General features: G+C 53.7%; 21 protein-coding genes. 12 read left to right on the top strand and 9 right to left on the bottom strand.

All coding sequences use genetic code 11. From position 1 onward, the window contains the following. Positions 1-561: 561 nt before the first annotated feature. Positions 562-1,521 carry an AEC family transporter gene (locus ACR0DT_RS20835; RefSeq protein WP_480712594.1) on the bottom strand — a complete coding sequence of 320 codons (960 nt, stop codon included), beginning with the start codon at positions 1,519-1,521 and terminating at the stop codon, positions 562-564. Positions 1,522-1,826: 305 nt separating this feature from the next. Here ACR0DT_RS20835 and ACR0DT_RS20830 point away from each other — a divergent pair, with 305 nt between their 5' ends. From ACR0DT_RS20830 to ACR0DT_RS20815, 4 genes are all read left to right on the top strand, one after another. Continuing rightward, on the top strand, positions 1,827-3,518 hold the full coding sequence (locus ACR0DT_RS20830; protein ID WP_480712593.1) for a thiamine pyrophosphate-binding protein: 1,692 nt from the start codon (positions 1,827-1,829) through the stop codon (positions 3,516-3,518). Between the two features lie 9 nt (positions 3,519-3,527). Next, a complete protein-coding gene (locus ACR0DT_RS20825; RefSeq protein WP_480712592.1) occupies positions 3,528-3,998 on the top strand; it encodes a putative molybdenum carrier protein in 471 nt (156 codons plus the stop codon). 36 nt (positions 3,999-4,034) lie between these two features. Next, complete coding sequence (locus tag ACR0DT_RS20820; RefSeq protein ID WP_480712591.1) at positions 4,035-4,889, top strand: DUF4396 domain-containing protein; 855 nt, start codon at positions 4,035-4,037, stop codon at positions 4,887-4,889. Positions 4,890-5,111: 222 nt separating this feature from the next. After that, a complete protein-coding gene (locus tag ACR0DT_RS20815) occupies positions 5,112-5,834 on the top strand; it encodes a response regulator (protein ID WP_480712590.1) in 723 nt (240 codons plus the stop codon). Here ACR0DT_RS20815 and ACR0DT_RS20810 read toward each other — a convergent pair. Further along, a complete protein-coding gene (locus ACR0DT_RS20810) occupies positions 5,831-7,234 on the bottom strand; it encodes a sensor histidine kinase (RefSeq protein WP_480712589.1) in 1,404 nt (467 codons plus the stop codon). The genes ACR0DT_RS20815 and ACR0DT_RS20810 overlap by 4 nt on opposite strands. 205 nt (positions 7,235-7,439) lie before the next feature. On the opposite strand from ACR0DT_RS20810, the gene ACR0DT_RS20805 reads away from it, so the two are divergent. The 5 genes from ACR0DT_RS20805 (at position 7,440) to ACR0DT_RS20785 (ending at position 17,621) form a co-directional block, all read left to right on the top strand. After that, positions 7,440-9,221, top strand: coding sequence for a type I secretion system permease/ATPase (locus ACR0DT_RS20805; protein ID WP_480712588.1), 1,782 nt, complete (start codon positions 7,440-7,442; stop codon positions 9,219-9,221). 38 nt (positions 9,222-9,259) lie between these two features. Then, positions 9,260-10,591 (top strand): HlyD family type I secretion periplasmic adaptor subunit, encoded by a 1,332-nt coding sequence (locus ACR0DT_RS20800; protein WP_480712587.1) that lies wholly within the window; start codon positions 9,260-9,262, stop codon positions 10,589-10,591. A gap of 301 nt (positions 10,592-10,892) precedes the next feature. Continuing rightward, a complete protein-coding gene (locus ACR0DT_RS20795; RefSeq protein WP_480712586.1) occupies positions 10,893-11,615 on the top strand; it encodes a hypothetical protein in 723 nt (240 codons plus the stop codon). 308 nt (positions 11,616-11,923) lie between these two features. Continuing rightward, complete coding sequence (locus ACR0DT_RS20790; RefSeq protein ID WP_480712585.1) at positions 11,924-14,683, top strand: calcium-binding protein; 2,760 nt, start codon at positions 11,924-11,926, stop codon at positions 14,681-14,683. A gap of 352 nt (positions 14,684-15,035) precedes the next feature. Further along, complete coding sequence (locus tag ACR0DT_RS20785; protein ID WP_480712584.1) at positions 15,036-17,621, top strand: hypothetical protein; 2,586 nt, start codon at positions 15,036-15,038, stop codon at positions 17,619-17,621. Positions 17,622-17,836: 215 nt separating this feature from the next. On the opposite strand, the gene ACR0DT_RS20780 is transcribed toward ACR0DT_RS20785, so the two are convergent. The 5 genes from ACR0DT_RS20780 to gstA form a co-directional block, all read right to left on the bottom strand. After that, complete coding sequence (locus tag ACR0DT_RS20780) at positions 17,837-18,937, bottom strand: class I SAM-dependent methyltransferase (RefSeq protein WP_480712583.1); 1,101 nt, start codon at positions 18,935-18,937, stop codon at positions 17,837-17,839. 138 nt (positions 18,938-19,075) lie between these two features. Further along, positions 19,076-19,222, bottom strand: coding sequence for a hypothetical protein (locus ACR0DT_RS20775; protein ID WP_480712582.1), 147 nt, complete (start codon positions 19,220-19,222; stop codon positions 19,076-19,078). Between the two features lie 155 nt (positions 19,223-19,377). Beyond that, entirely contained in the window at positions 19,378-19,599 is a 222-nt protein-coding gene (locus ACR0DT_RS20770) for a tautomerase family protein (protein ID WP_480712581.1), read from the bottom strand. A 4-nt stretch (positions 19,600-19,603) separates the two neighbouring features. Then, positions 19,604-19,984: a nuclear transport factor 2 family protein gene (locus tag ACR0DT_RS20765; RefSeq protein WP_480712580.1), complete on the bottom strand. Its 381-nt coding sequence runs from the start codon at positions 19,982-19,984 to the stop codon at positions 19,604-19,606. After that, entirely contained in the window at positions 19,981-20,592 is a 612-nt protein-coding gene (gene gstA, locus ACR0DT_RS20760) for a glutathione transferase GstA (protein WP_480712579.1), read from the bottom strand. Before gstA ends, ACR0DT_RS20765 begins: the two co-directional genes overlap by 4 nt. 108 nt (positions 20,593-20,700) lie before the next feature. Between gstA and ACR0DT_RS20755 the strand changes: the two genes are divergently transcribed. Continuing rightward, positions 20,701-21,597, top strand: coding sequence for a LysR family transcriptional regulator (locus ACR0DT_RS20755; protein ID WP_480712578.1), 897 nt, complete (start codon positions 20,701-20,703; stop codon positions 21,595-21,597). Between the two features lie 119 nt (positions 21,598-21,716). Here the strand turns inward: ACR0DT_RS20755 and ACR0DT_RS20750 are convergent, their stop codons facing one another. After that, positions 21,717-22,073, bottom strand: coding sequence for a VOC family protein (locus tag ACR0DT_RS20750; protein ID WP_480712577.1), 357 nt, complete (start codon positions 22,071-22,073; stop codon positions 21,717-21,719). Between the two features lie 49 nt (positions 22,074-22,122). Continuing rightward, a complete protein-coding gene (locus tag ACR0DT_RS20745) occupies positions 22,123-22,560 on the bottom strand; it encodes a VOC family protein (protein ID WP_480712576.1) in 438 nt (145 codons plus the stop codon). A gap of 106 nt (positions 22,561-22,666) precedes the next feature. On the opposite strand from ACR0DT_RS20745, the gene ACR0DT_RS20740 reads away from it, so the two are divergent. Beyond that, positions 22,667-23,371: a helix-turn-helix transcriptional regulator gene (locus ACR0DT_RS20740; RefSeq protein ID WP_480712575.1), complete on the top strand. Its 705-nt coding sequence runs from the start codon at positions 22,667-22,669 to the stop codon at positions 23,369-23,371. Positions 23,372-23,819: 448 nt separating this feature from the next. Then, positions 23,820-24,386 carry an isochorismatase family protein gene (locus tag ACR0DT_RS20735; RefSeq protein WP_480712574.1) on the top strand — a complete coding sequence of 189 codons (567 nt, stop codon included), beginning with the start codon at positions 23,820-23,822 and terminating at the stop codon, positions 24,384-24,386. Positions 24,387-24,741 lie beyond the last annotated feature (355 nt).

The following is a 24,741-nucleotide window of genomic DNA, read 5'->3' as shown; positions in this document are numbered from 1 at the left end:
TGTATACTACTTGGGCGATGGATCGACCAAACTCCTATAATTTAAGTGAGCTATCTGATGGGGTGGAATTTTAGGATAAGAATTTGTTATTTAGAGACTAAACATGAGCATGGGAGGATTTAGGCAGTTTCGTAATTTTGTACCCTTGTTTATATCCTCAAAAAAGAATGGGTTCAGCGCTTCGTGGCTGACGGCCTCGCCTCTATAACTTGAAATTCTTGTTCAGCGCGCGCTGTCTCCTTGCTGCGTGCGTGCTAGTGTCGAAATTCGCGCACTTCCTTCCTCGTGATCTCTCCTGCCGAAGATAACATCCCAAGGAGCGCTCAGCGTAGAAAAGCTGACCTATATTGAAGCGCAAATTCCGCCACGGTCGTTTCTGGCCGACGATACGCCCCTTGTTCCAGGCTGGGCGAAGCGCGCGAATGGCAGGTAAGTTTGGTGTCTCCATACAGTTACTCTGATCCGCCATGGTCCCACAACGACAACCCGACGTCGACGATGGACGATATTTCAGTAAGCCGCGGTGCCTCCGATGTCTGCCAGAAGCCCATTCCATTCTTCTCAAGAATTTTGACTTAGGGAAAAAGCACCAGGGAATACCCAAGATAGTATCAACAGCCATACAATTAGGGTCACCACAGCCAAGGCGGTTGTAGCCGATACCGTCTCGGCGGTGATTTCTTCCGCTTGATGGTATTTCTCGGACAAGATGAACTCGTTCTTCGCCGTCGGAACTGCGGCTGATATCACTAGGGCCACCGTCATTAGCGGGTCGAACCGGAATACTAGAGCAATCGCGAAGACGATCGACGGAAGCACAATCAGTTTGACGAAGGCTGCGACTGCCACGACTGAGCCAGTGCGCTTGATCGCCGACGGATCGATCGCCATGCCCACGGCAAAGAGCGCGCAGGGTGCCAGCGCCCCGCCGAGAACATCCAGGTAGTCCACCACCATTTTTGGCAGGCTGATTGGTGATGCTGCTACCACAACACCCAAGATCGCAGACATAATTAATGGGTTCAGAATTGCATTCCGTATCGGCCCAAGTAGTGAAACCGCTTCTCCCTCGCCCCGTGTGGCAGTCTCGAGTACCAGGACCTGGACCACGACGACAACAATAACCACAACGATTGCCAATGTTGCCAAGACCGCCGCGTTTTTACCCATCAAAGCATGCAACAACGGCAGCCCGATAATTCCGGTGTTTGAAACAACCGAAACCATGGCGAACATCGTTGCCGTTCCCAGGTTCATGCCCTTCCAAAACCTGGCGCCCAGAAATAAAAGCAGCGCCATTAATGAAGTTACGCCGCCGAAGACCAGGATAAATGGCCAATTCAGTAGTGCACTGATCTCCTGCTCGGCAATCACGCCGAAGACCAATGCCGGAATAGCGACCCAGAAGGCGAATTGCGTCAGACTCCCAGCGACATTCTCCGGCAGCACCTTGAACCGCGCGAAAAGGAACCCGGTAACAATAATTGCAAATACTGGGAAAATTAGTGCGATGATCTCCATTCGGCATACCCGCGGCAAGTAAAAGGACCATGATACACAATCGGCGACATAGGCAAAGCAAAGAAGCGACACGCCAAGGCACTTCAACTGGATGACAGATAGGCACATGTTTTCAGCCTGTTCGCAAGCTTTCTGTAAACGGCGGCTGAGAGACCAATGTGAAGGTATCAATCCAGCTAGGGATAGTCTTCGGCCTACAAATTGTCAGTTTTGAAAACACACCTGACTTTCTCGATTTTGCAAATCCGGCTTTCGCAAATAGGATGTACCCAGTTCTTTTTGACAACTTGTATTGGATTAGTGGCATGGCAACTGAGCGCTGGACTGTTGGATCTTATCTGGCAAAAAGACTGCAAGAGGCTGGAATTGTAGATTATTTTGTGGTCCCGGGAGATTATAATTTGGTGCTTCTGGATGAGTTGCTTGGCAATAAGGATCTACGAATGATCAGTTGCTGCAACGAACTCAACGCCGGTTATGCAGCAGACGGCTATGCCCGCGCCACAGGAGGGCCGTCCGCGGCAGTTGTAACGTATTCAGTCGGTGGATTGAGCCTTTTGAATGCTGTTGCAGGTGCTTATGCGGAAGATCTTCCAATGATTGCAATTTCCGGCGGGCCGAACACAAATTCAGAGGCCGAGTGGGAATACCTGCACCATACACTTGGAGAGGTCGACTACGATTACCAGCGCGAGATGTTCGCCCGCGTCACTGCTGAGGCCGTCACGATCCATCATCCCTCGCTGGCGCCTGTGGCAATCGATAGGGCAATAGATACTGCAATGATCCGGCGCAAACCGGTCTATATCGAAATCGCTTCGAATATTGCAGGTTCACCCACGTCAGCACCCGTACCACGTAGCTTTGCCAGACAGCCTAACAGCGATCCGAACACGCTAGCGACTGCGGTGGCACAAGTTTCAGAGTTCCTGAATGCTGCAGAGCGGCCAGTTCTTGTTGCGGGCAGCAAAATACGTGCTGGTCAGGCAGAGCCCCAATTGCGCAGACTTGCGTCCACATGTGGATACGCACAAGCATCAATGCCCAATGCCAAGAGTTTTCTGTCTGAAGCAAATGAGAATTTCATGGGCATTTATTGGGGACCTGTAAGCACACCAGGCTGTGGGGAAATTGTCGATGCTGCAGACGGGTTATTATTCGTCGGTCCTGTTTTCACCGACTACACTACGACAGGTCACCAGCTTGGGTTTGATCCCGGCAAGGCCGTTTTGGTGCATCCGACATCCATTCAGTTGGGTGAGACACATTTTAGCAATGTCCGTATGGATGAGTTTCTGGAAGCACTGGCTGACAAGCTTACGCCGAACGATGGGGCAGTTACAGCCTTCGAACGTGTGAGAACCGAGCTAAGCTCACCAGAACCTGGCACGGTCGACACACCGGTGACCGTTCGCCAACTCTTTGCCCGCGTTCAGAAGATGCTGGATGAGGACAGCACATTACTCGTTGAGACCGGGGATTCATGGTTCAACGGGATGGAGACCAATTTGCCCGAGGGCACTCGGTTCGAAATACAAATGCAGTATGGATCCATTGGCTGGTCTGTTGGTGCATCGCTGGGATACGCTTTAGGAAACAGAGAGCGTCGGTTGATCTCATGCATAGGGGACGGTTCGTTTCAACTGACCGCCCAAGAGATTTCGACCATGATCCGGTACGATGCAAAGCCGATTATTTTCCTCATCAACAATGGCGGCTACACGATCGAAGTAGAAATCCACGATGGCCCATATAACACCATCAAGAATTGGGATTACGCCGGTCTGATTGACGTGTTTAGCGCTGGCGAGGGCAAAGCCTGGGGATGCAAAGTTACAACCGAAGGCGAGTTGGACGAAGCCATCAGAACGGCTCTGGATCATGATGGTCTTTGCCTGATCGAAGTTCTGATCGACCGGGACGATTGCAACGTTAATCTATTGCGGTGGGGCAATCAGGTCGCGCGAAACAACGGTCGGCCCAATCGATGTAGATAGGGGGTGCCAGTGAAAATCGTGACGGGCGGCCAAACCGGTGTCGACCTTTCGGCATTGCAGTTCGCGTCTGAGAACGGCTTTCCATCTGGTGGATGGGTTCCCAAGGGACGGACAAATGAAGCTGGTCGCATTCCCGAAAAGTTTAACGGATTGACCGAAACACAGACTGAGGAAGTCAGCGAAAGAACTAAGCTGAATGTCAGAGATTGTGATGCTTTGCTGGTTTTCTTAGATGGATCGCCAAGCCCAGGAACTCAACTGACAATCGACTACGCTGAAGAAATCGGCAAATCGCATCTGGTCGTTGATGTGCGGCAAGGGCCCGAAAACTGCGCTTTACAAGTGCGATCCTGGCTCTTGTCGAATTCACCTGAGACATTGAACATAGCGGGTCCGCGCGCATCCGAAGCACCTTCAATAGGTTCGAAGGTGAAAGAAATTCTTAGTCGAGCTTTGTCGAATTGCAGCGGAGATACGTAGCCAAAGCGAATTACCCGCCGAAAAAAGGAAATTGAAATGATAAATGGAGCGATGCTCGTGTGGTTCCTTCTTACCGGCGCCAGTGTGGGCTTTGTTATCTGGGACTCGATCACTAATGGTGTGACAAGTTGGGTGCAACGAGCCGCTTGGATTCTTGTGACGCTCTACACCGGCCCAATTGGCTTGTTTTTCTATCTGCTTGCCTGTCGCCGCCCATTTCCCGGAGGGCATGACCAATACACGCGCGCGACTTGGAAACAAGGCATCAACAGCGAGATGCACTGCGTTGCTGGTGATGCTACGGGAATAATATTTGCCGCTATCCTCGTCCACTTTCTGGCCCTTTCGAATGGCTGGGATATTGTGGTGGAATATGCCTTTGGCTTCGTTTCGGGATTGTTCATATTCCAGGCGCTGATGATGAAGCCGATGTTCGGAAGTTACGGACAGGCCGTTCGAAAGACGTTCTTTGCTGAAACGGTTTCGATGAACATGGTTATGACCGGAATGATCCCGACGATGGTACTGCTCGCGGCCGCGTGGCCTGGATCCGAGGACCCGCTCGCCCCTCAATTCTGGTTCCGCATGAGCCTCGCGACTGTTGTCGGCGCAGTTGTCGCCTTTCCTATGAACCGATGGCTGGTGGCAAACCACTTAAAACACGGTTGCATGACACTCCCCGGTGCTGATGGTCCGGCACCAGCACTTGGTCATGTTTCACACGAACACCAAGAAATGGCAGGTCCGGACGACCACCAAATGATCGGGCATCATCACATGCAAATGAAAAACCTGCCCTTTAGAAACGCAGCTGCTTGGGTTCTTTCAACTTACGTAGTCCTTGTCGCAGCACTGTGGCTGACATCGAAGTTTGTGCCGATCAAGTTCTGAGCGGCTCGATTGCGGTTAATCGATTTTCCTGTGTGTAAGTAGACAGCCGAAGCTTCTGGCGATTTTCTGTTTAGCGCGGACGCAAGGAAATCTAGAATTGGGATACAGAGAACCGTTTTGGGTGCGGAGTTTGACCATTTTGGTCTTTATTATCAACATTGACAGCTTCTGAGGCCTAATGCTGTTATCGACAGGACAGGCAACACCCAGAGGAGTAGAACGATGCAAGACGTCGCGGATCATTCCGCAGTCTATAGTGAGCACATTCTGATCTGTGACGACGACGTTGAGTTTGCCGAAAAAGTCTGCGCGTTTCTGTCGGACAAAGGATACCGGATCGACCACGCTCCTGATGTTCCGACAGCACGACTGATGATGGCCGAAGAAACCTATGGCCTATTTTTGCTGGACCTTGTGATGCCGGGTACAAGTGGCAAGGTGTTGTGCCACGAAATCGCCTCGCGCGTGGATGCCGGGATCATCATGATTAGTTCCATCGACGACGACGCCGAGCGGATTTCGCTGCTCGAACTGGGGGCCGACGACTATATTGTGAAACCATTCAACGAGTTTGAACTGCTGGCTCGCGTGCGTGCGGTTTTACGGCGACGCGACAGTGGATCACAGGGCAAATCACGCGTGACTCGGTTCGGGCCGTGGCAGCTTGTCGAGAATGAGCGGCATCTTAAAAATGATGATGGACGGGTGATTACGCTTACTTCAAGCGAAGCCCGAGTGATACGTTTCTTTGCCGAAAACCCCGACGTCTTATGTAGCCGAGAGGATCTTTTGGCCGTCGCACGCACCCGGCAGCACGGCGGTGCCGGAGACCGCAGTGTCGATGCGTTGATCAAACGTTTGCGCTCAAAAATCGAAACGGATCCTTCGAACCCCGATCACATTCGTACCGTCTGGGGGCAGGGTTATATTTTCCGACCCGGTTAATTGTGCTTGTCAATCGGTAGGAACACGCTCGCCCTTAGGCCTCCGCCTGCGCGGTTCTCCAAGGAAACAGTACCGCCCTGATCAACAACGATGGTTCTGACAATGGCCAGGCCTAGCCCACTGCCGGGTCCCTCGGCGCCAAGCCTTTGAAAAGGTTCGAAGGCGGTCTCAAGCTGTTCGGCCGGAATGCCAGGTCCTTCGTCATCAACGTGAATCGCAGCTGTGTCGTCGGATGTGGTCAATGTGACTTTTGTCACGCCTCCATATTTGACCGCATTCTCCAATAGATTCCTTAGAACGCGCGTGATTGCGTTATGACGCCCGCTCACAATTGCAGGCTGTTCGATATGGCAAGTTACATCGCGGCCCGCTTCAACTTGTTCATCGACCAGTGCTTCGACCAACGAGCGTAGGTCGACCCTTGCAATCTCACCATCATGATGTGTAGCGCGATTTAGGCTTGTGACGGACATGACAATCTCGCGAACGGATTCAAGCCGTTTTAGAAGCTGGTTTTTTGTTTCCTCCGGGCTGACGTTTTGCAGGGCATCGTTCATCCGCTCGATTGGCCCTTTCAAATCGTGCCCAAGACTGCGCAACAGCGTCGTCTTGTATTCGAGCGCTAGAACGATCCGCGCTTCCATGCGATTGAACGCAATAATGGTGCGGCGGACATCAATGCTGCCAACTTCGGAAAGTGGACCAACTTCCTGCCCCCTGCCGATCAACTCGGCATTCACAGCCATGGCACTTAACGGACGCATGATCTTTTGAATAAGAAACGCGAGCAGGCACAGCATGATCAAGGCACTCAGACTGTCGACAGAGCCTACAAAAACGGCCGGCCAGATATCTTTGGGTGTCATGAGTAGGTAACAGTTTAACCATTCGGTATCGCCCGAAAGGCGGACGGAAAAAATGCTCACCAAATACCTTCCGGTACCGTCGTCTTCAACAATAGTGCCAGAAGGAAGAACGTGGTCCTTGAACATGACCAAAAGGTCGTCGGGGTCGTGCGCGTCATGGATTAGGGTATCTGCCACAGATAGCTCTGCTACATCCACTCCTCTTGCTACAAGACGGTCAAAAAGCCACTCTGCAAGGTTCGGTCGGCGCGTTCCTCCGTGAAGTTCCGCCGCCATGTCCTGAGCACCGATCCTGACGCTCCATTCCGCAGGAAAGAAGTTTTGCGCGACCTCTCCGCGATTTTCGGGTGCCGTATGAGCAAGAGTAGACACGACCTCTGCCAGAAAGGCATCACCTCGGGTTTTGATCTCGTCGGCCCGCGAATTCTGAAACTGCAAAACGTCGATAACCACCGAAAACACCCCGACAAACGCCCAGCTTATGAGGACGATTGCCATTACTTGCGCCCGAAGTGTCAGGTTGTTCCAACGCATTGTCTTTTTGTTCCCGGCCCATCCCCTTGTTGGGAACGCTAATCCAAAACAGGCTTCAATCCCACGCAAAATTTTGCGCTGCCGTCTTAGCGGTTTCTCACGTCGGGTCGCAGAATAGCCAATTGAATCAAAGTGTGACAAAGCCTTGGGCCTTGCGTGTTGGATCTCCAAGTAACTCCCACAGTCATTTGATCAGGAGCCCGTCATGCAACATCATTCGTCCGTTCATCCTCAACTCACCGCCGCCAAGCGCGCGCTGAGACGCAATCTTATTGCCACCGGTGTTTTCAGCGGTGCGGTGAACATACTGATGCTGACCGGTCCAATTTTCATGCTGCAGATCTATGACCGCGTCATGTCCAGTCAGAGCGTGAACACGCTGATCGCGCTCAGCACGCTGGTGGCTGGTCTCTATCTGTTCATGGGCCTGATTGACGGCGCGCGCACCCGTGTGCTGGTCGCCATGGGACATCGTTTTGAACAGCGGCTCACCCGGACTGCCTTCGACTGCACACTGACAGAACCCTCACGTATTCGTCCGGGAGGTAATCCTGCGGCGGCCATTCAGGATGTCGAGAAAATTCGTGGTTTCCTGTCGGGGCAGGGTGCGGGAGCGCTTTTTGATTTGCCCTGGATCCCGGTTTATCTTGGCCTGGTCTTTGCCATGCATATGTGGCTGGGCATGGTTGGTGTCGTAGGTGCGCTGGCTCTTATCGTCATCGCGATTGTCACTGACATCAAAGTGCGTGCTGCGGCCTGCGTTCAGTCTGAACAAGCAGGCAAGCGCACCCGTCTGGCTGAGGCCAGCCGCCGTAACGCAGAGATGATCCGCGCCATGGGCATGCAGTCCAATCTGGGCCGGAACTGGCAGGACGTGAATGACCTGCATCTTGGCGCAAGTGCCAACGCCGCAACAACGGTTGGTGTTTCGAGCAGTTTTACCAAGGTCTTCCGTCTTGCGTTGCAGTCTGCAGTTCTGGCTGTTGCCGCCTATCTTGCCATCCACGGACATATCTCGGCAGGTTCGATCGTGGCAGCATCGGTCATCATGTCTCGCGGCCTGCAGCCGATCGAGACCTTGGTCGGCAGCTGGCGCAGCCTGGTGGCGGCTCGGCAGGCCTGGGCACAGCTGAAAAACACCTTGTCGGGCGACGAGGCAGAGCGCAGAATCTCGCTGCCCAAGGCCAGCAAATCGCTGACCGTAGACGGGCTGATCGCTGCCCCACCTATGGTGACCACCGCTGTTCTCAAAGGCGTTGGGTTCGATATGAATGCAGGCGAAGCCCTCGCTGTGATCGGATCGACCGGCAGTGGTAAGTCGACCTTGGCCCGCACATTGGTTGGCGCGTGGTCGGCGGCCAAAGGCGGTGTCAGCCTAGACGGTGTGCCGATTGAACAGTACCTGCCCGAAGAACTGGGACCCCAGATCGGTTTTTTGCCGCAGGACGTAGAGCTTTTTGACGGCACAATTGCCCAGAACATCGCACGTTTTGATCCCGAAGCGCAGGACGAGATGGTGATTGCCGCGGCCAAAGCTGCGGGCGTTCACGAGCTAATCGCCAGCTTCAAAGACGGCTATGCCACTTCGGTTGGCGAGCGTGGAGCGGCCTTGTCTGGCGGTCAGCGGCAGCGCGTTGCCCTTGCCCGCGCGCTGTATGGAAATCCCTTTCTGGTGGTCCTGGACGAGCCGAACTCGAACCTGGACTCCGTTGGCGAGGCTGCGCTGAATCACGCGATCCATGCAGCCAAGGCGCGCGGGGCGATTGTGATCGTCATTGCGCATCGGGCCAGCGTGCTTGGTTCGGTCGACAAGATCCTGATCATGGAAGACGGCCGTGTCGGAGACTTCGGCCCCCGCGCTGAGGTGATGGAGAGGTTGCGCCAGCGCAATCAAGCCGCTGCTGCCGCGCAGACGAAGCAGCAAACAGTCGAACAAAACCCTCAGGCAGAACCAGCTGATGCAACACCTGCCGCCGCCGCAGGCTGACGTCGGTTTGTACTGAAACTGAATGAATGGAGGAGACCATGAATACCAACTCGAATTCCAACTTACCGACCGAAGGCTATAGAGACCGCTCTATCCGATCCATCGGTTTTGGCCTCGCCGCCATCGCTGTACTTGCCATAGGTTTCGGCGGTTGGGCAGTGACGGCCCGTATGTCGGGTGCTGTGGTAACAGCTGGCAATGTGGTGGTCTCGTCCGATCTGCGGGCTGTTCAGCATCCCGATGGTGGTCTCGTCGGCGACATTCACGTCAGAAACGGGGATCGTGTTAAGGCCGGAGATGTGGTTGTGACACTCGACGATCAACTATTGTCAGGCAGCCAGACGCTGGTTGATGACAGACTTGTCGCGATCGAGGCGCAACTGGCCCGTCTAACTGCCGAGAGGGATGGGTTGAATGATCTGGTTTTGTCCAAGGAACTTGTCTCGCGAAAGGATGAGGTCAAAGTACAGCGCTCGCTGGCGACCCAGAGGGCGGTGATGGACGCGCGCCGTTTGTCCCAGGATGGAGAAGTCGCCGCGCTGTCCGAACAGATCACGCAGATTGAACAGGAGATCACCGGTCTCGAAGCACAGCGCGCCGCGACAGATGAAGAGATCGTGTTGATCGAAAGCGAACTTGCCGGTCAGCAACAACTGCTGGAAAAGGGCCTGACACCCGAGACCCGCGTGACCGCCCTGAAACGCCAGCGCAGTGGTCTGGTCGGCAACAGCGGAGGCTTGATTTCTCGGATTGCCGTCGCCCGTGGCCGGATCAGCGAGACGCGGATCAACATTCTGCAACTGGAAAAGGCATTCCGCGAGCAGGTCATGCACGAGATTTCGGCGCTTGAGGTTGAACTGGATGGCCTTAAGGAACGCCGGAGCGCCGCAGCATTGCAACTGGCGCGGGTCGATCTTCGGGCCCCGGCAGATGGCATTGTACATGAACTGATGGTGCATACTGTTGGCGGTGTTGTGTCTCCGGGCGAGACACTGATGCAGATCGTGCCCGAGGGGGATGGTTTAGTGGTGACAGCCAGCGTCATGCCGCAAGACATCAACAATGTCGCGGTGGGGCAATCGGCCAGTGTGGTCATTGCAGCATTCGACCAGCACATAGTTCCCCGGTTGGATGGAAGTGTCGAGTTTGTGTCGGCAGACCTTAAGACCGATCCGATGACGGGTATGCCCTATTATGAGGCGCGGATTTCTTTGGACGAGGATGCGTTCGCGCTTCTGGAAGAACGCCAGCTCAACCTGCTGCCTGGCATGCCAGCCGAGGTCTATATCGCCACCGGAGAACGGACTTTGTTGGAGTATCTGATCGACCCGCTAAGCAAACAGATCCGAACCACGTTCCGCGAGGTTTAGAGGCTCCTGCGGGGTGACACTCTCCGCAGCTTTATGAGACCAGGGACATGTAAAGCCAGCACCAGAAATGGTGCTGGTTTTTTGCGTTCTGGCGATTGGAAAAATTCGAGCTGATCTGACACGTTTCGATAGGGTCATTCGGTGGGCGAAGGGGGAGATTTTTGTCATACTTTGTAACAATTTAACCTCCGATTTCGCGTTGAAATAGCAGGCCCGGATGGCCACCTTTTTGTTATACCCGAGGAGGAAGTTTTCAACATTTTTTGGGTGCTAAACAACGTGTGAAACAAGGAGAAAAACTATGAAACATGTAAACGCCATGAGCTTCGTGACAGCCAATGACGACGTTATTGCCGTGCCTCCGATTCAGCCTTTTCCCAAGTGCGGAACCGAGGTGCCTCAGGATGGTGAAGACCTGGTGGCAGTAAATCCGTTGCCGGTTGATCCGCTGGTCGCTGATCCTATCGAAGATCTGGTGGCAGTGAACCCGCTGCCCTACGGTGCAGTTCCTGCCGAAGGCGCTGGTGACGACGTCACCGCTGTCTCTCCGATCATGCCTGATCCAAGATGCGGTACCGAGGTTCCGCAGGATGGTGAAGACCTGGTCGCAGTTGCCCCGCTGCCATATGGCGCGGTTCCAGCCGATCAAGGTGATGACCTGACTGCAGTGAACCCTCTGCCTTATGGTGCAGTTCCTGCCAGTGAAGACGAAGACGTCACCGCTGTTTTCCCGATCATGCCTGATCCCAGATGCGGCACCGAGGTGCCCCAGGATGGTGAGGACTTGGTTGCTGTTGCACCTCTGCCTTTCGATCCGATCGTTCTGGACCAGGGTGACGATGTCATCGCAGTGCCGCCGATCCTGCCGCTGCCGAAATGCGGCACCGAGGTACCGGAGGATGAGTATGAGTTGACGGAAATGGCTCCGCCGCCGCTGTGCGAAATCGTTCCGACAACGAGCGGTGAAGACATCTGCGGCACCCCTGTTCCGACCGACAGCTTCTTTGTCGACTTGGTCGCCTAAGTGGGTGAACCCACAGCGATCTCCTATCGCTGCACAACCGAAATCCGGGCGTCTTTGTTCATATTGATACAGGCGCCCGGGCATCCAAAAAGGGAAAAAGAAAATTACCGGCTGGGGCCAGATGCGGCTCCAGCCGGATCGTTGGTTTTTAAGGCTTGCAGGTGCATTTTTGTCATACTTTGTAACAACTTAGGGTGCGTTTTGCCGTTGAGATCAACGGTCTGAAAAACCACATCTTTCCTATGAACTGTGATGCGCAAGGGCCCGAAACCCGGGAACCGACCATCCAGATAAACAGGAGGAAAGACATGAAACATGTAAACAAATCCAAAGACCAATCTTTTGCGAAGGGTTCGGTCAAAACAGATGAAATTGCCGAAGAACAGAACGAAGGGCTGCTCTCTGTGAAAACGAGCGGTGAACCGCTGGAGTCTTCCGGGCAGGTTTCGCTCGCTGACCCCGAGGCATCAGTCTTGCCAGAAATCATCGCGGACACGTCCCATGAGGTTCAACTGTCAGGCGCGGCCAATGAAGTTGATCCTGAGATTGGCATGACGCCCGATCAAATGCATTTCAACGGCTATGACCATCAGTATTGGGACCTAAAGTGGGAGGAATATACTACTTATAATAGCAGAACCGTAGTGACCGAAAAGGTCCTGGCCGGCTTTGTTAAATGGATGGGTGAGAACGAGACCAACTTCACCAACAATATTTTCCATCACTTTGACCACAAGAAAGGCGGCAAAAAAAGCATCGTTTATAGGGTCGAAGAAGGCGTGATCGGGAATGACAAAGGCAATGTGATCTATGGCGCGGACACGCACCGCAACGGTTCCTACAAGCACGACGACAAGATCTTTGGCATGGGTGGAGATGACATGATCTTTGGTCTCGCTGGCAACGACACGCTCAGCGGTGGGTCAGGCCATGACTATATCGATGGCGGTGCTGATGACGACCTAATCTATGGTGGCATCGGCAACGATGTTCTGTTGGGCGGAACCGGCGTAGATACGCTTTATGGCGGTGCCGATAATGACTGGCTTTATTCCGGCAACAAACAAGGTCAGGTCGGTCATGACCAGTTGTGGGGCGGCTCTGGCTTTGACACATTCGTGCTTGGCGATGCAAATGCGCCCACAAACGATGGCAAAGGCTTTATGGATTATATGGCCGATGCCATGTGGACAGGCATGGGTGCGGCCGCCAAAGCTATCTTGCCCGGGCCGCTGGGCGGATTGATGAAACTGTTCTTCGGAATGGGAGAAGCGCTCTCAAATATGGGCGGCCAAGTCGGCGGCGAGTTCCAAGATGGCAATGCCACGCATGTGCGTGATTTCGATCCGACACAGGATACGATCATCATTCCATTGACCGCGCACAACTTCGACGACATCACCTTCCAGCATGAAGGTCTGCCAAAGGAGCAGGCGTTTCGGATCTATGATGAATCGACAGACACACCCAAACTGATTGCTGTCATCTTTTGGGACGACCTGAAAAGCTCATTCCCCTCAAGTTTGAATTGGGATGACCTAAGTATTCGTCAGGCTTGGGCAAAGCAGGTCGTCGAAAGCGCGCTTTTCATCGACAAAGACGGTGTCGACATGCAATCGGGCCAGTCCTTTGATTTGCCGAACGGTTCGCTTGACGCATTGGGCAGCAGCAAGTTCCTGATGCTGGGCGCCTATGGTGGCACCGAGCTCTATGGGAGAGCCAATGCTGACTACCTTTTTGGTACCGATTACGGCGACATCCTCATGGGATATAACCGGTTTGGCCAAGACGGTGAGGAAAGCAAGGCCGGCGATGACAGTTTTTGGGGCTTTGGCGGCGACGACCTTTTCATCGCCGGGTCTGGTTTTAACCACATCTACGGTGGCGAAGGCGACGATACCATCGCGTATCTGGATGCCAGCAGTGGCGTCACCGTGGACATGCGCAAAGAAGACGGCAAAAGCTACTTTGAGGTGAACGGCGTTGAATATGACGGTCACAAAAACGCGCAATGGCGAGACTATGTCTACGAGATGGAAAATGTCATTGGCAGCCAATTCGATGACCATCTGATCGGCGACAGTGGCGACAACGTCCTGAACGGGCTGGATGGAAACGACATCCTGGATGGCGGAGCAGGCAACGACACATTGGTCTCGGGTGAAGGCAACGACACTTTGACCGGTGGTGCCGGAGCTGACACTTTCGTTCTGGACGGAGGCGAGAACACGATCACCGATTTCGACGCCAACGCAGGCGACCGGATCGAGATCGACCTCGACGCTTACGGGATGACTGGCTGGTTCGATCTGGATCACCGTATCGAGAATGGTCAGATCGTGTTGTTCAGCAAAACGCCCGGTGAAGACATCGTGCGTTATGACGATGACGGGAACGGATTTGACCCGTCCTACATCGACCTGCGCAGCCTTCAGGGCAATGAAATTGTGTACGAACCCGCGTTTGGTTCGAACACGCTCGAGTGGTTTGAGAAGTACGGCAATCAGATCAACGTCGAAACCGGTGAGACCGGCCATGGTACCGACAGCTGGGACTATATGGTCGGTGGCGAAGGTAACGATCTGACTAACCTTTATGGTGGTGCTGGAGACGACTATCTTGTTGGTGGTGGCGCTTCACTTACCACTCTTGATGGGGGCGAGGGGAACGACATCCTCCTGATCCGCAAAGGCGCGTTGATCACCAATGCGTATGGCGGTGATGGAGATGACGTGATCATCCTCGATGCGGACCAATCGAACCAGGCAGGGTTTGCTGGCCTGTTCGGCGGTGAAGGTAGCGATACTTTTGTCATCACAGGTCCGGGCAGCCAGTATGGCGGTCAGGTAATCCGGGACTTCGAAGCTGACGACTCGATTGTCATTGATCTGGAAGGGTTCGGGATCTCATCTCTGGATCAACTTCAGATCGAATGGATGGGAAACACTCACTGGATCAAAGCAAACGGCCAAAAGGTCATCAGCGTTCAGGGTGTGGATGAACATTTTGATGTCATGCAGCACATCAGCGAGTTGACGGTCCAGCAATCGCAGGATTGGGGCCTCTGATTATCGCTAGATTAACAAAAACGCCTCAGCCGGTCTGGATCGGCTGAGGCATTCTTAACAATTCGATCTGATAATGATGCAAAGTTAATTATTGCGGCATTCTTAATTTGGCAAAGACTCGCGCAATAGCGCCGATCTCTTGCTCAATCTCTGCTTTAACCCACTGACCTACGGCGATTTTTAGCGCATCGAAGTGTGGGTCTGAGCCCGCATCCGCGCAGATTAATTCGTTAATGAACTCTTAACAGAACCCGAACTTCTAACTTGTTACGCCAGTTGGGTCCGAGGTGATCGGGCTTAGAAAGCCGCAAAATTTGGGCTGAAACAAAGACAAGATGGGAGTCTATTTCAAATGAGTAATGGTACATATGAAGAATTCCGCGACGCATTGCGGGCGTTTGAATCTGGTTGGGATCGAGATCGTTATGACGCTGGTGTCATTCAGGATTGGCAGCTGAACCAATGGGCCGGAGGGGCGGTCACAGATTTCTTTCCAAACTATTCCAGCTGGTCGGAACTGAGCAGCGATGAATGGGACACCATGTCCTATCGTTCGATGAACTCTCTGGGTTTTGTGGGATACCAATTCGGTGAGGCGTTGTTGATCGACCTCGGTTATTACACAGACGATATCTATTACGGAAACGGTGCCGCGTCTAACACTTGGGATGGGACCTGGACCGGGAAAAACGGGGTTAATTCCCTGGCAGACTTCACCACTGCCGAAGTGCAGGAACGCGCGATTCAGGAGGCCTTTGGATATAACCTTCAGGTCATAGAAACTGGGCTGGGATACCAAGGGGAAAGCCTGTCCGATTACATCGGAACGACCCGGACCTACATGGAGAACGGTCAGGAAGTAACTGTGACCCTCAGCCTAACCGGCATTATGGCTGCCGCGCATTTACGGGGCGCGTGGGGAACATTGTCGCTTCTGCAGGGCGGGAACGTTTCTGTTGATGAATACGGCACCTCTATCCTGCGCTACATCTCACAGTTCGGTGGGTATGACGCGCCTTCGGTGGAAGATGCAATCAAGGTTTACACAGATGGCGGTTTGCCCACGGAAACTGACGGCGGCACCGATTCAGGAAATACGTCACCACCAGTTGTCCCGCCGACAACTTCGCCGCCGACCGAGACGACCGGCAATGGCACGGCTGATGCCACAGAAAACACTGCGGATGTGGTGATCACCTGGGCCTGGGGCACTAACGCCACGATTTCCGATTTTGATCCTGCGACCGATACGATTTTTATCTCATGGGTCGGCGCAGACGCGCTGGAAGTCAACGAGGTGAATGGCTCGGTTGTTTTCGCCATCCCGTCGAACAACCAGTCGACGACACTCAGTGGTGTGACCCTTGCCGACCTGAGTGCTTCAAACTTCACCATTCTCGACGACACCGCAGCGGCTGAGGTGCTGGGCCTTGTTGGAGACGGTGACACCACAACGGGCGGAGGTGGCCACGACGGTGGAAATGGTCATCAGCACATGCACGTCACCTTGAGCCTTGCCAGTGCAACCCAGGTCATTGACGGGTTCATGCCTGCAATGGGCGATGTCATAGAAATCGGTACCGACGTTACGGCCGAAAACTTCGCGATCTTCGAAGAAAGCGGAGATGCTCTTGGTCAGACCGTTCGGATCGAACTGACCGAAGAGAATGTCACCAAGCAGATCGTATTCACTGGATTTGGTCTTTCCGATCTGAACATCAGCAACTTTTCTGTTGCTGATCAGGCTGTTCTGGACGAAGTATCCTCGGCCCTTGGGCAAGTCGTCATCACGCCAGGTGTCGGCCAGGGTTACGAACTTAGCTATGACGCCGACGGCTCTAATCCACCTGATGTCACCGGAAACACGGATGCCGGAGGACTGAAATACCGTGCCGACAGCAATGCAGACGACATTACTGGTTTCCGACCGAGCGTTGATGAGTTGGACTTTGGCGGCACGTCCGTTCACGGCATGATCATCACCAAATCGCCAGCTGGTGAGATTGTCATCGACAGCCCTTGGTCCGATGCGGCGCAGATTGTGCAGGGCGTGACGTTTCAGGAGGTCACAATCGGTGATTTTGGCGTCGTCGGAAACGAACACTTTCGCCAGGATATGGGCGGCGTTATCAGCTGGGAGCAGGGGGTGGGTCCTCGTGATGCCGACACCGTCTACGTCCGGAGCCACGAATACGGTGTGCATGAGGTGATTGACGGGTTTGATCCCTCTACCATGAAAATCAGCTTTCTCTACTTTGGAACAAGAGAGCGCCTGACCGTCGAGGACAGCAACGAGGGTCTCGTGATCTCTTCCCTGCCGACCGGGCAGAGCGTCACTCTCACTGGTGTGACAAAAGCCGAACTTGTACCGGGTCTGGTCGAGTTCCACCACGATCAGGTGATGGAAGACAATCTCGAGGTTCCTTTCGGGTTCGATCAGAACGACGTGACACTTGTTGACCGCACCATTCTGCTGACCCCGCAGGCACCCGCGGGAAATACAACAGATGGTCATCAGACCAGAACCGGTGACCTGACCGGAACACCACCGGGCACCGATAGTGGCGGTGTCACAGATGGCGGCTCCTCCGACCCGGATGATAGCCAATCCACCGGCACCGAGACCTTCGGTGCGGGTGTGGATGTTGCTGAACTGACTTGGAGCTGGGGCGTGAAAGCCGAAATCTCTGGTTTTGATAGCAGCGAAGATGTCATCGACTTCAACGCCTTGGGTGACTCTGATATATCTGTACGTGAAAGTGGCGGCGATCTGATCTTTGAAGTCGTGGGTAACGGAGGGCATACCCTGACACTTCAGGGCATACAGGCCGAAGACTTGAACCTTAGCAATCTCACAGCGGATAATTGGAACACGATCGCCCAGGCTGAGAGCGCGCTGGTGGATCAACTCGAGGCGCTGGGAATGTCTATAGCCTGATGTGCAGAAAAGAGAGCACTGGGTCATTCCACTGACCTGGTGCACTTTGGAGGTTTTTCGAACTAGATGGTTCTTTGCGTTAACCCTGAAATCTCTGGCTTAGAACGAAAGCCCCAGCGACCGTCTAACGTCAATGCAAAAGAGGCAGAATTCCGGAACGCAAAAGAACCTCGGTGACGGGCCACGATTCCAACGAAGCGGTCGCCAATCAGCCACTAATTTCTGCGAAGAACCACAACGAGGTGCCAAACTTCGCAGGCATATTTTTTTGTCTCAAACTCATAGAGATGCCTGAGGCGATCGTAAAACTCCGCCATGAGTTGATCGAGTGATTCAGAAGTGCCGCAATCCGGGCCGAACAGATGTGTTCTTAAGGTGGAGTCACCAAAGGCCCGAATGTATCCAACATACTTTTCGGCATAGGTACGTGGATCATCGATATGCTCTTCGAAAATATCCTTGGCCTTGATCGGAGCAGGCTCGACACTGATTTGGACAATTTCGAACGCATCCTTCAATTCAGTGTATTCCTCAAGAGCACGGCGTGCCTCGGCTTTGGTCATGAACCAAAGTGAAAACAAAAAGGAGTCGAGGCTTTGTGGACAGATAAGGGCATCGTCAGCCATCGACTTGGCAACGACCTGGATGGCGCGATAGATGCCGCGTCCCGACGCAGCAATGCCGTTCCTCTCGGAAGGGTCGGGGACTGAGCCTAGCGTCCCGACGATTAGGTAAGCTCCACTCCGTAATTCCCGCGCCCGCTGAAGCAGGAAACGGGTCCAATCCTCTTGCGCGATCCGATCGACAGTTTGCCGTGCATCACTTCGCAAATCGGCGAACCAGACGGTTCCGGCAGAGGCCAGTTGAATGCCGTGTCTCAACCAATGGCTTGCAAATATACATGTCCCGATGGAAACTGACGCGGGAGATGTGACCTGGTCGTAAAAAGATCCGACGGCGGCTTCGGTTCGAATGTCCTCAGAGATATTCACATATCCATCGGGGCCTGCGGCTAATTCAAACAAGGTGTTCCAGTCATTTCCAACCTGATCGGAATGGCAAACGGCAATGGGGGTATCGATGAATTTCTCCAGGCAAGCCTTGATTGCCGGTTTGACCATTTCGATTGAGTTGACGCCCGGCCCGCACCCATAGTCCATGATTTTAAATTCGGTGCCGGGCGGATCCATTGAATGCACAAGCTCTCGAACAAGAGGGGACAAGAGACGCACCAACTGCAGTTGCGCAGAGGAGTTTTCGTTATAGTCCAACATGCCTTCGGTTGATTTTCCCGACTGCGTTTCCTTTTCCGTCATTGTTTGGTCCTCAATTCGAACCGGGGCATCAAATGCTTGAACAATACAGCTCCAAACGCGACTTGTCAGTTTGAACTGCTGGTGCAGTTCGGTTGCCGACAGAAGCAGGTAACGCGTGACACCGGGGCGGGCGGCCCCTCACCGACCAATCCACAGGATAGGCGTAAGCAGTATCGCTGGAAAAACCGCGCGTAACCCGGCAAGGCCCAGGACCGTCAGGTTGGTCGTGCAACCTGATGATATCAGTGCAAGCCAACTGGCCCAGATCGCGACGGCGAGAGCCATCCGGAGACCCCCTTTGAGTGCGAAAAAAGGATCGTTAAGTTAGCGCACTTCAAGGCCGATCAACTGCGTGCAACGAGACAGACATCGCGTTGCTCCTTCGCATCGGTACGCCTGTAGGCGCACCGACTGTTTTGATTTCAAGGAATGAATTGACGTCAGGATTGCTCTGCGCGGATGTGACTGACTTGCCGACCTTCCATACCCCAATTGTCGAGAGGAACCTCGTCAATCACCACAAACGTCGTCGCGGGCTTCTTGTTCAGAACCCTCAGAAGCAGTTCGGTCACGCCGGAAACGAGCTGCGCCTTCTCTTCAGGCGATGGGCCTTTGCCTTCCGGCCCGCCTTCTTGTGTCACCTTGATGTTCACATAGGGCATCGGACTACCCCTCCTTTTCAACAAATGAGAATACCTTAGTGAGAACGCGCCAACCGTTGTCTGTGTTGATCAACGTCAGCAGGTCCTTGTAGTTTCGCCCCATCATGGTCATGCGAGCCTCGACGATCGCGATGCGATTACCCTTGATCGCGACCCGTTCGATCACCTCTTCGCGGGGGTCACCGCGAGAGGAGGGTGGGGTGCGCCCGTCGATCCTTTTCATGTAGGCTTCCAACCGCATGAATTCGTAGGTGCCCGAGGTGCCATACACATAGGCAAGGTCTTCATGGAAGACCGTCCTGAGTACCGCGCTGTCAGAGTGATAGAGACCGTCAAAGTACCGCTCCATCAGTTCTTGGATGTCGGTGTTATCTGGCTGGGTCATTGCGCCAGCCCCTCAGCGACAAAGGCCGATTTCACTGCGGGACGGGCTGCAATGCGGTCGACATATGCAACGAGGCTTGGCCAGGCTGACAGGTCAATCGCCTTGAAGTTCGCCCAGTTGACCAGAACGAAAGTGTAGGCATCCGCGACGGAGAATGTCCCATTGACTAGGTAATCTCTGCCGTCGGACAAGACCTTTTCCAGATAGTTGAACTTTGACCTAACTTTCGCTTCGGCGGCGCTCTGTTCCGCTTCTGTCGTATTGCTAGCAAACAGGGGGCCCCAGGATTTGTGTAATTCCGCAGCTGCAAAGTTAAGGAATTGTTGTACTCGGGCGCGCTCAAGGCTGCCGGGCTTAGGCGAATAGGCGCGGTCCGCGTTGTTGTCCGCAATGTACTGAAGAATGGCGACGCCTTCGCTGAGGGTTTCGCCATCGGCGATCCTTAATGAAGGCACGTAGCCATTTGGGTTGATGTCGCGGTAATCGGAACCGCTGGCGGTTCGGCCCGCGTCGGTATCGACTGCTTCGATCTCGAAGGAGGCACCAACTTCGTACAGCATGATGTGGCTGGCGAGCGAGCAGGCGCCGGGTTTGTAGTAAAGCTTCATTTCAGGCTCCTTTCTTGGTTGTAAGCCTGAATTAGCTGCCGGTTAGAACAATTGATAATATCGATTTCTCAAGATAATGATCTATCTAGTAGATCATAAGAGAGCAATATGACCCTAGATCAGCTCATCGCCCTGGATGCGATTGTCGCCACCGGAACCTTCCGTGCCGCGGCAGAACGGTTGAACAAGGCCCAGTCGGCTGTAAGTCACCAAATCAAGAAACTGGAAGCGGAACTGGAGTTTGATCTTTTCTCTCGCGACAGCTACCGGCCCAAGTTGACATCCGAGGGTGAGGTCTTTTTCCGAGAAACCGCATGTGTGTTGGAGCAAATGAGCGCGCTAAAGTCCGTAGCTGCCGGATTGCGAAGTGCGCAAGAACCTGTGGTTTCTTTTGCAATTACGGCAACGATGGCCTTAGATCCAATTCTCAATCTTTTGGCTTCGGTTGGACGCGCCTATCCGGGAACAAATATTAACGTGGCCTCCGAGATGATGGGTGGGCCGATCGCAAGGCTCATGGATGGCAGTGCCGATATGATTATCGCGGGACTTCAAGATGTCCCGATCGATGAGGTGGAAACGCTTCCGTTTGGCGCGATCACGATCCGCCCTGTCGCAAGCCCGGATTTTCCCGCTGCCAAGCAGCCAGGGGTCCGCTCCAAACGAGAAATGCAGGGTTACACCCAGGTGATCGTGTCCGGAACCGGAAGCAACGAATTTGACCAAAGCCGAGATGTTCTCTCGGGTGGTCAACATTGGATCGTGTCCGACTTTGAGGCCAAGAAATCGATCATCAAAGCCGGGCTCGGGTGGGGTGGTGTCCCAGAGCACATGATGCAAGCGGAACTTGAAGCGGGTGAGCTTGTACCATTGAGCGTCGATGGTTTCCCACCACGGTACACTGAAATCTTCGCAATACGTCGACGTGACAAACCTATGGGCAAGGTTATGTCAGAGATTTGGACATCTTTGGCGTCCAGCCAATCAAGCGAGAAGACAGGTTGAGTTTGGAATAGCACCCCTGCAATCAAGTGCAGACGTTCAGTAGGCAACGGCGCAGCTTTGCCCAGTCTAGCGGATGACCAGTTTGGGCCATCAATGTTGAAAGGGCGCTAAGACAAATCCTAGTCGGAAAGGCAAAGCTTGTTTCTATCCAAGTCCCTGACATAGGCGGAAAAGCGGGGTCCACGTTGTTTTGGTTCGCCCTCGCATGTGGCACCGAGTTCGATGGCCAGAGTGTACAGCCTTTCGACTTCCTCGGATGACCCCAGGCTGAACCCGACCATGGTTCCATTGCCATTGGTAGCGGGGTTTTCGTCGAACGGGATGGCCGCCGCAAATGAAAAATCTGCGCCCAGCCAATACGTCATTCTGTCGGTGGGAGAGAAACGGTTCATACCTGAGTGAGCAAAGAGTCTATCGTAGAATGTCGTGGCGATTTCCATGTTGTTGGTTCCCACTACGAAGTAGTTCATCTTCATGTTGCGATTTCCTTCGGTTCGGCTTTGATGTTCGGATTTCCTGATGGTGTCATTGGCTGGTCAATTTGAAGAATTCGATCAGTTGGCCGTTTAAGTCAGTAATTTTGAGCAGATGAATGCCCGGTTCTTCGATGATCTCGGGTGTCTTGGCACCGGTTGCCGAAACGCGCGATTGCAGAACTTTGAGGTCTGCCGACTGCAGGTAGGGGACCACGCCAGTGCCTGGCTCGGCTCCGGGCGCGTATCGGTCCCGCGACACGATTGCAAACCAACCGCCAGCGACATCGAAGGCTACAAAATCCGGTAGTTCGATCACCGGCGCGCGATCAAAGAGGGATCGATAAAAGTCCTCGGACCCTTGCATGTCATCGGTGGGAACATAAGCGCCCATGGCGAGAATTGCCGGGGAGCTTGTTGGGGCGGAAGCCTCAGCGCTGAGCGCGTTTGGTGAAGAAACGGCGAGGGTGAGGGCAAGAACTGATCTCATGGGTGGTCTCCGTAGTTTGGACGTTGCCCTGTTTCTACAGCCACTATGCTGACAGCGTGCTGTCAGCATAGTGTCAGTATGATCCGGATCATCGAAAGGAGAGCTGATGCGACGTGGCGACAGATTATTCGAGATCATCGAAATACTAAGGCGAGCAAAAGCCCCGATCTCGGCCCAATCCATAGGGGGTGAGCTGGGCGTGACAAAGCGCACGGTTTACCGAGATATGGCCGCTCTTATTTCCCAAGGTGTGCCGATCACTGGTGAAGCAGGGGTTGGCTACATTCTGGAGCCCGGATTCCACATGCCGCCGTTGATGCTAACACCGGACGAGATTGAAGCGGCCATGCTCGGCATATTATGGGTTAAAACCCGAGGCGAGCCGGAGTTGGCGTTGGCTGCAGAAAAGCTGATTACAAAGTTGGAAACGGTCGCACCAGCCAAATTCCAGACCTCCTTTCTGGAGCCATCTGTCAGTGTTGCTCCGGTGGACCAACCGGAAGAAACACTTTGTGCTGCATCCATTCGCGCGGCCATTCGGCGCCGTAAAAAGATTGCGATGGTCTATGTCGATAATGGGGACCGCGAGACCAACCGAGTGATCTGGCCGATACTGCTGGGCTATCGAGACACGAGCCGCATCATCGCTGCGTGGTGCGAGTTGCGCGAAGGCTTTCGCTTCTTTCGGACCGAGCGGATCGCCGAAGCCAAGGTGCTCGACACCACCATTCCCCGCCGCATGGACATCTTGCGTATGGAATGGCGTCGAGCGGTTGAAGCCGAACGAAAACGCTACCAAGACAGGGTGTGAAGTGATCAGGAAATACAATTCACAATCAGAAATTGTAGCTTGGACGCGACCTGGTTTGTGCTCAGGATCGGGTCTCGTCTGAAAGACATATGCTTTAAACGTCTGAAATTAGGCGATAAAATCTCAGCGTCTAAAAACAAGGAAGTTAATGGCTGAGGTGGCGGTTTTTCCAGAATATTTAGAATTTTTTGATCAATGGATGGTTTTCGGAAGTGGGTTTGACTGCGATTGCGTATTGTACTTTTCTACTTTTGTTTGTTTTGGCATTTGGAGTCACGTCGGCCAAACGCGTCATGCGGGATGGGTGGAAAGCGGTCCTTCTCAGAAGGGTCAATCGGATAGCTCAGTTTATCAGAGTGCAGAGATCCAAATTTCCACTAAATACCGAGACAGGTTTTCAATCCATGTTCTTCTCGGCCTGCCGTTTCTGTCGCCAACAAACTCGGCGTTGATCCTTATCGACTACCAGCCGCCGATTTTGGCCGGGGTCACAAGTATCGACCATGAAGAGCTGATCAACAACACCACGGGTCTAATCAAGACCGCCGTGATCTATGATATCCCGATCATCTTCAGTCATGTCGCAGTGGGCCTGAACGGTTATGATCCGATGATTGAAGACCTGCGCGAACTGGCCCCGAACGCGGTCTTTGTTGACCGGACAAATGTCAACGCATGGGAAGAACCTGAATTTGTCGCCGCCGTCGAAGCAACTGGCCGGACAAAACTGATTATGGGCGGTCTGTGGACAGATGTCTGCTTGGCCTATCCCGCGATTGAGGCCGAACTTGCCGGATATGAAGTCTATGTGCCGGAAGACACGGTTGGATCAATCACTCAGCTCAGCCACGAAAACGGCATGCGCCGCATGATCGAGGCCGGTGTTGAGCCAATTACATGGAATGTGGTTCCGGCCGAACTGCAACGCGACCATGCGCGTACTGACAATTTACAGGATGTTACCCGCGTGTTCATGGAGCATCTGTTCAAAGTCGACCCGAATTCAACTTGGTAAACCCAATATCTCTCAGGGGCTTCGGCCCCTGACAGCAAAGTCTCATTGAAGTTACGCTTTGCCTACATGCTCATGGGCAACCTCGAAAAAGCGACCGCCGATGGCATTGAGGGATTTGATAGGCAGAGCCCTCTACCGCCAAATTCAATGTTTGAAGAACCTACTCTTTCAATCAGTAAGCCAAAATTTGAAATGGCCCAAAGCCGACGTTGAGCCCGGCGTCCAAATTCTGCGCTTGCAGCCCGCAAATCTGCCATTCGTTGCTATGCCGAATTCGTTCAGTGGGCATACTCGCAGATCGCGGGAACCAAGCGATCGATTGCGACTGAGCTCAAGGAGGCTTTGTTCGACGAGC

It is taken from the genome of Ruegeria sp. BI11, assembly GCF_056538005.1.
Note: the sequence above shows the minus strand (reverse complement) of the source record. Positions and strands in the feature narration are given on the sequence as shown.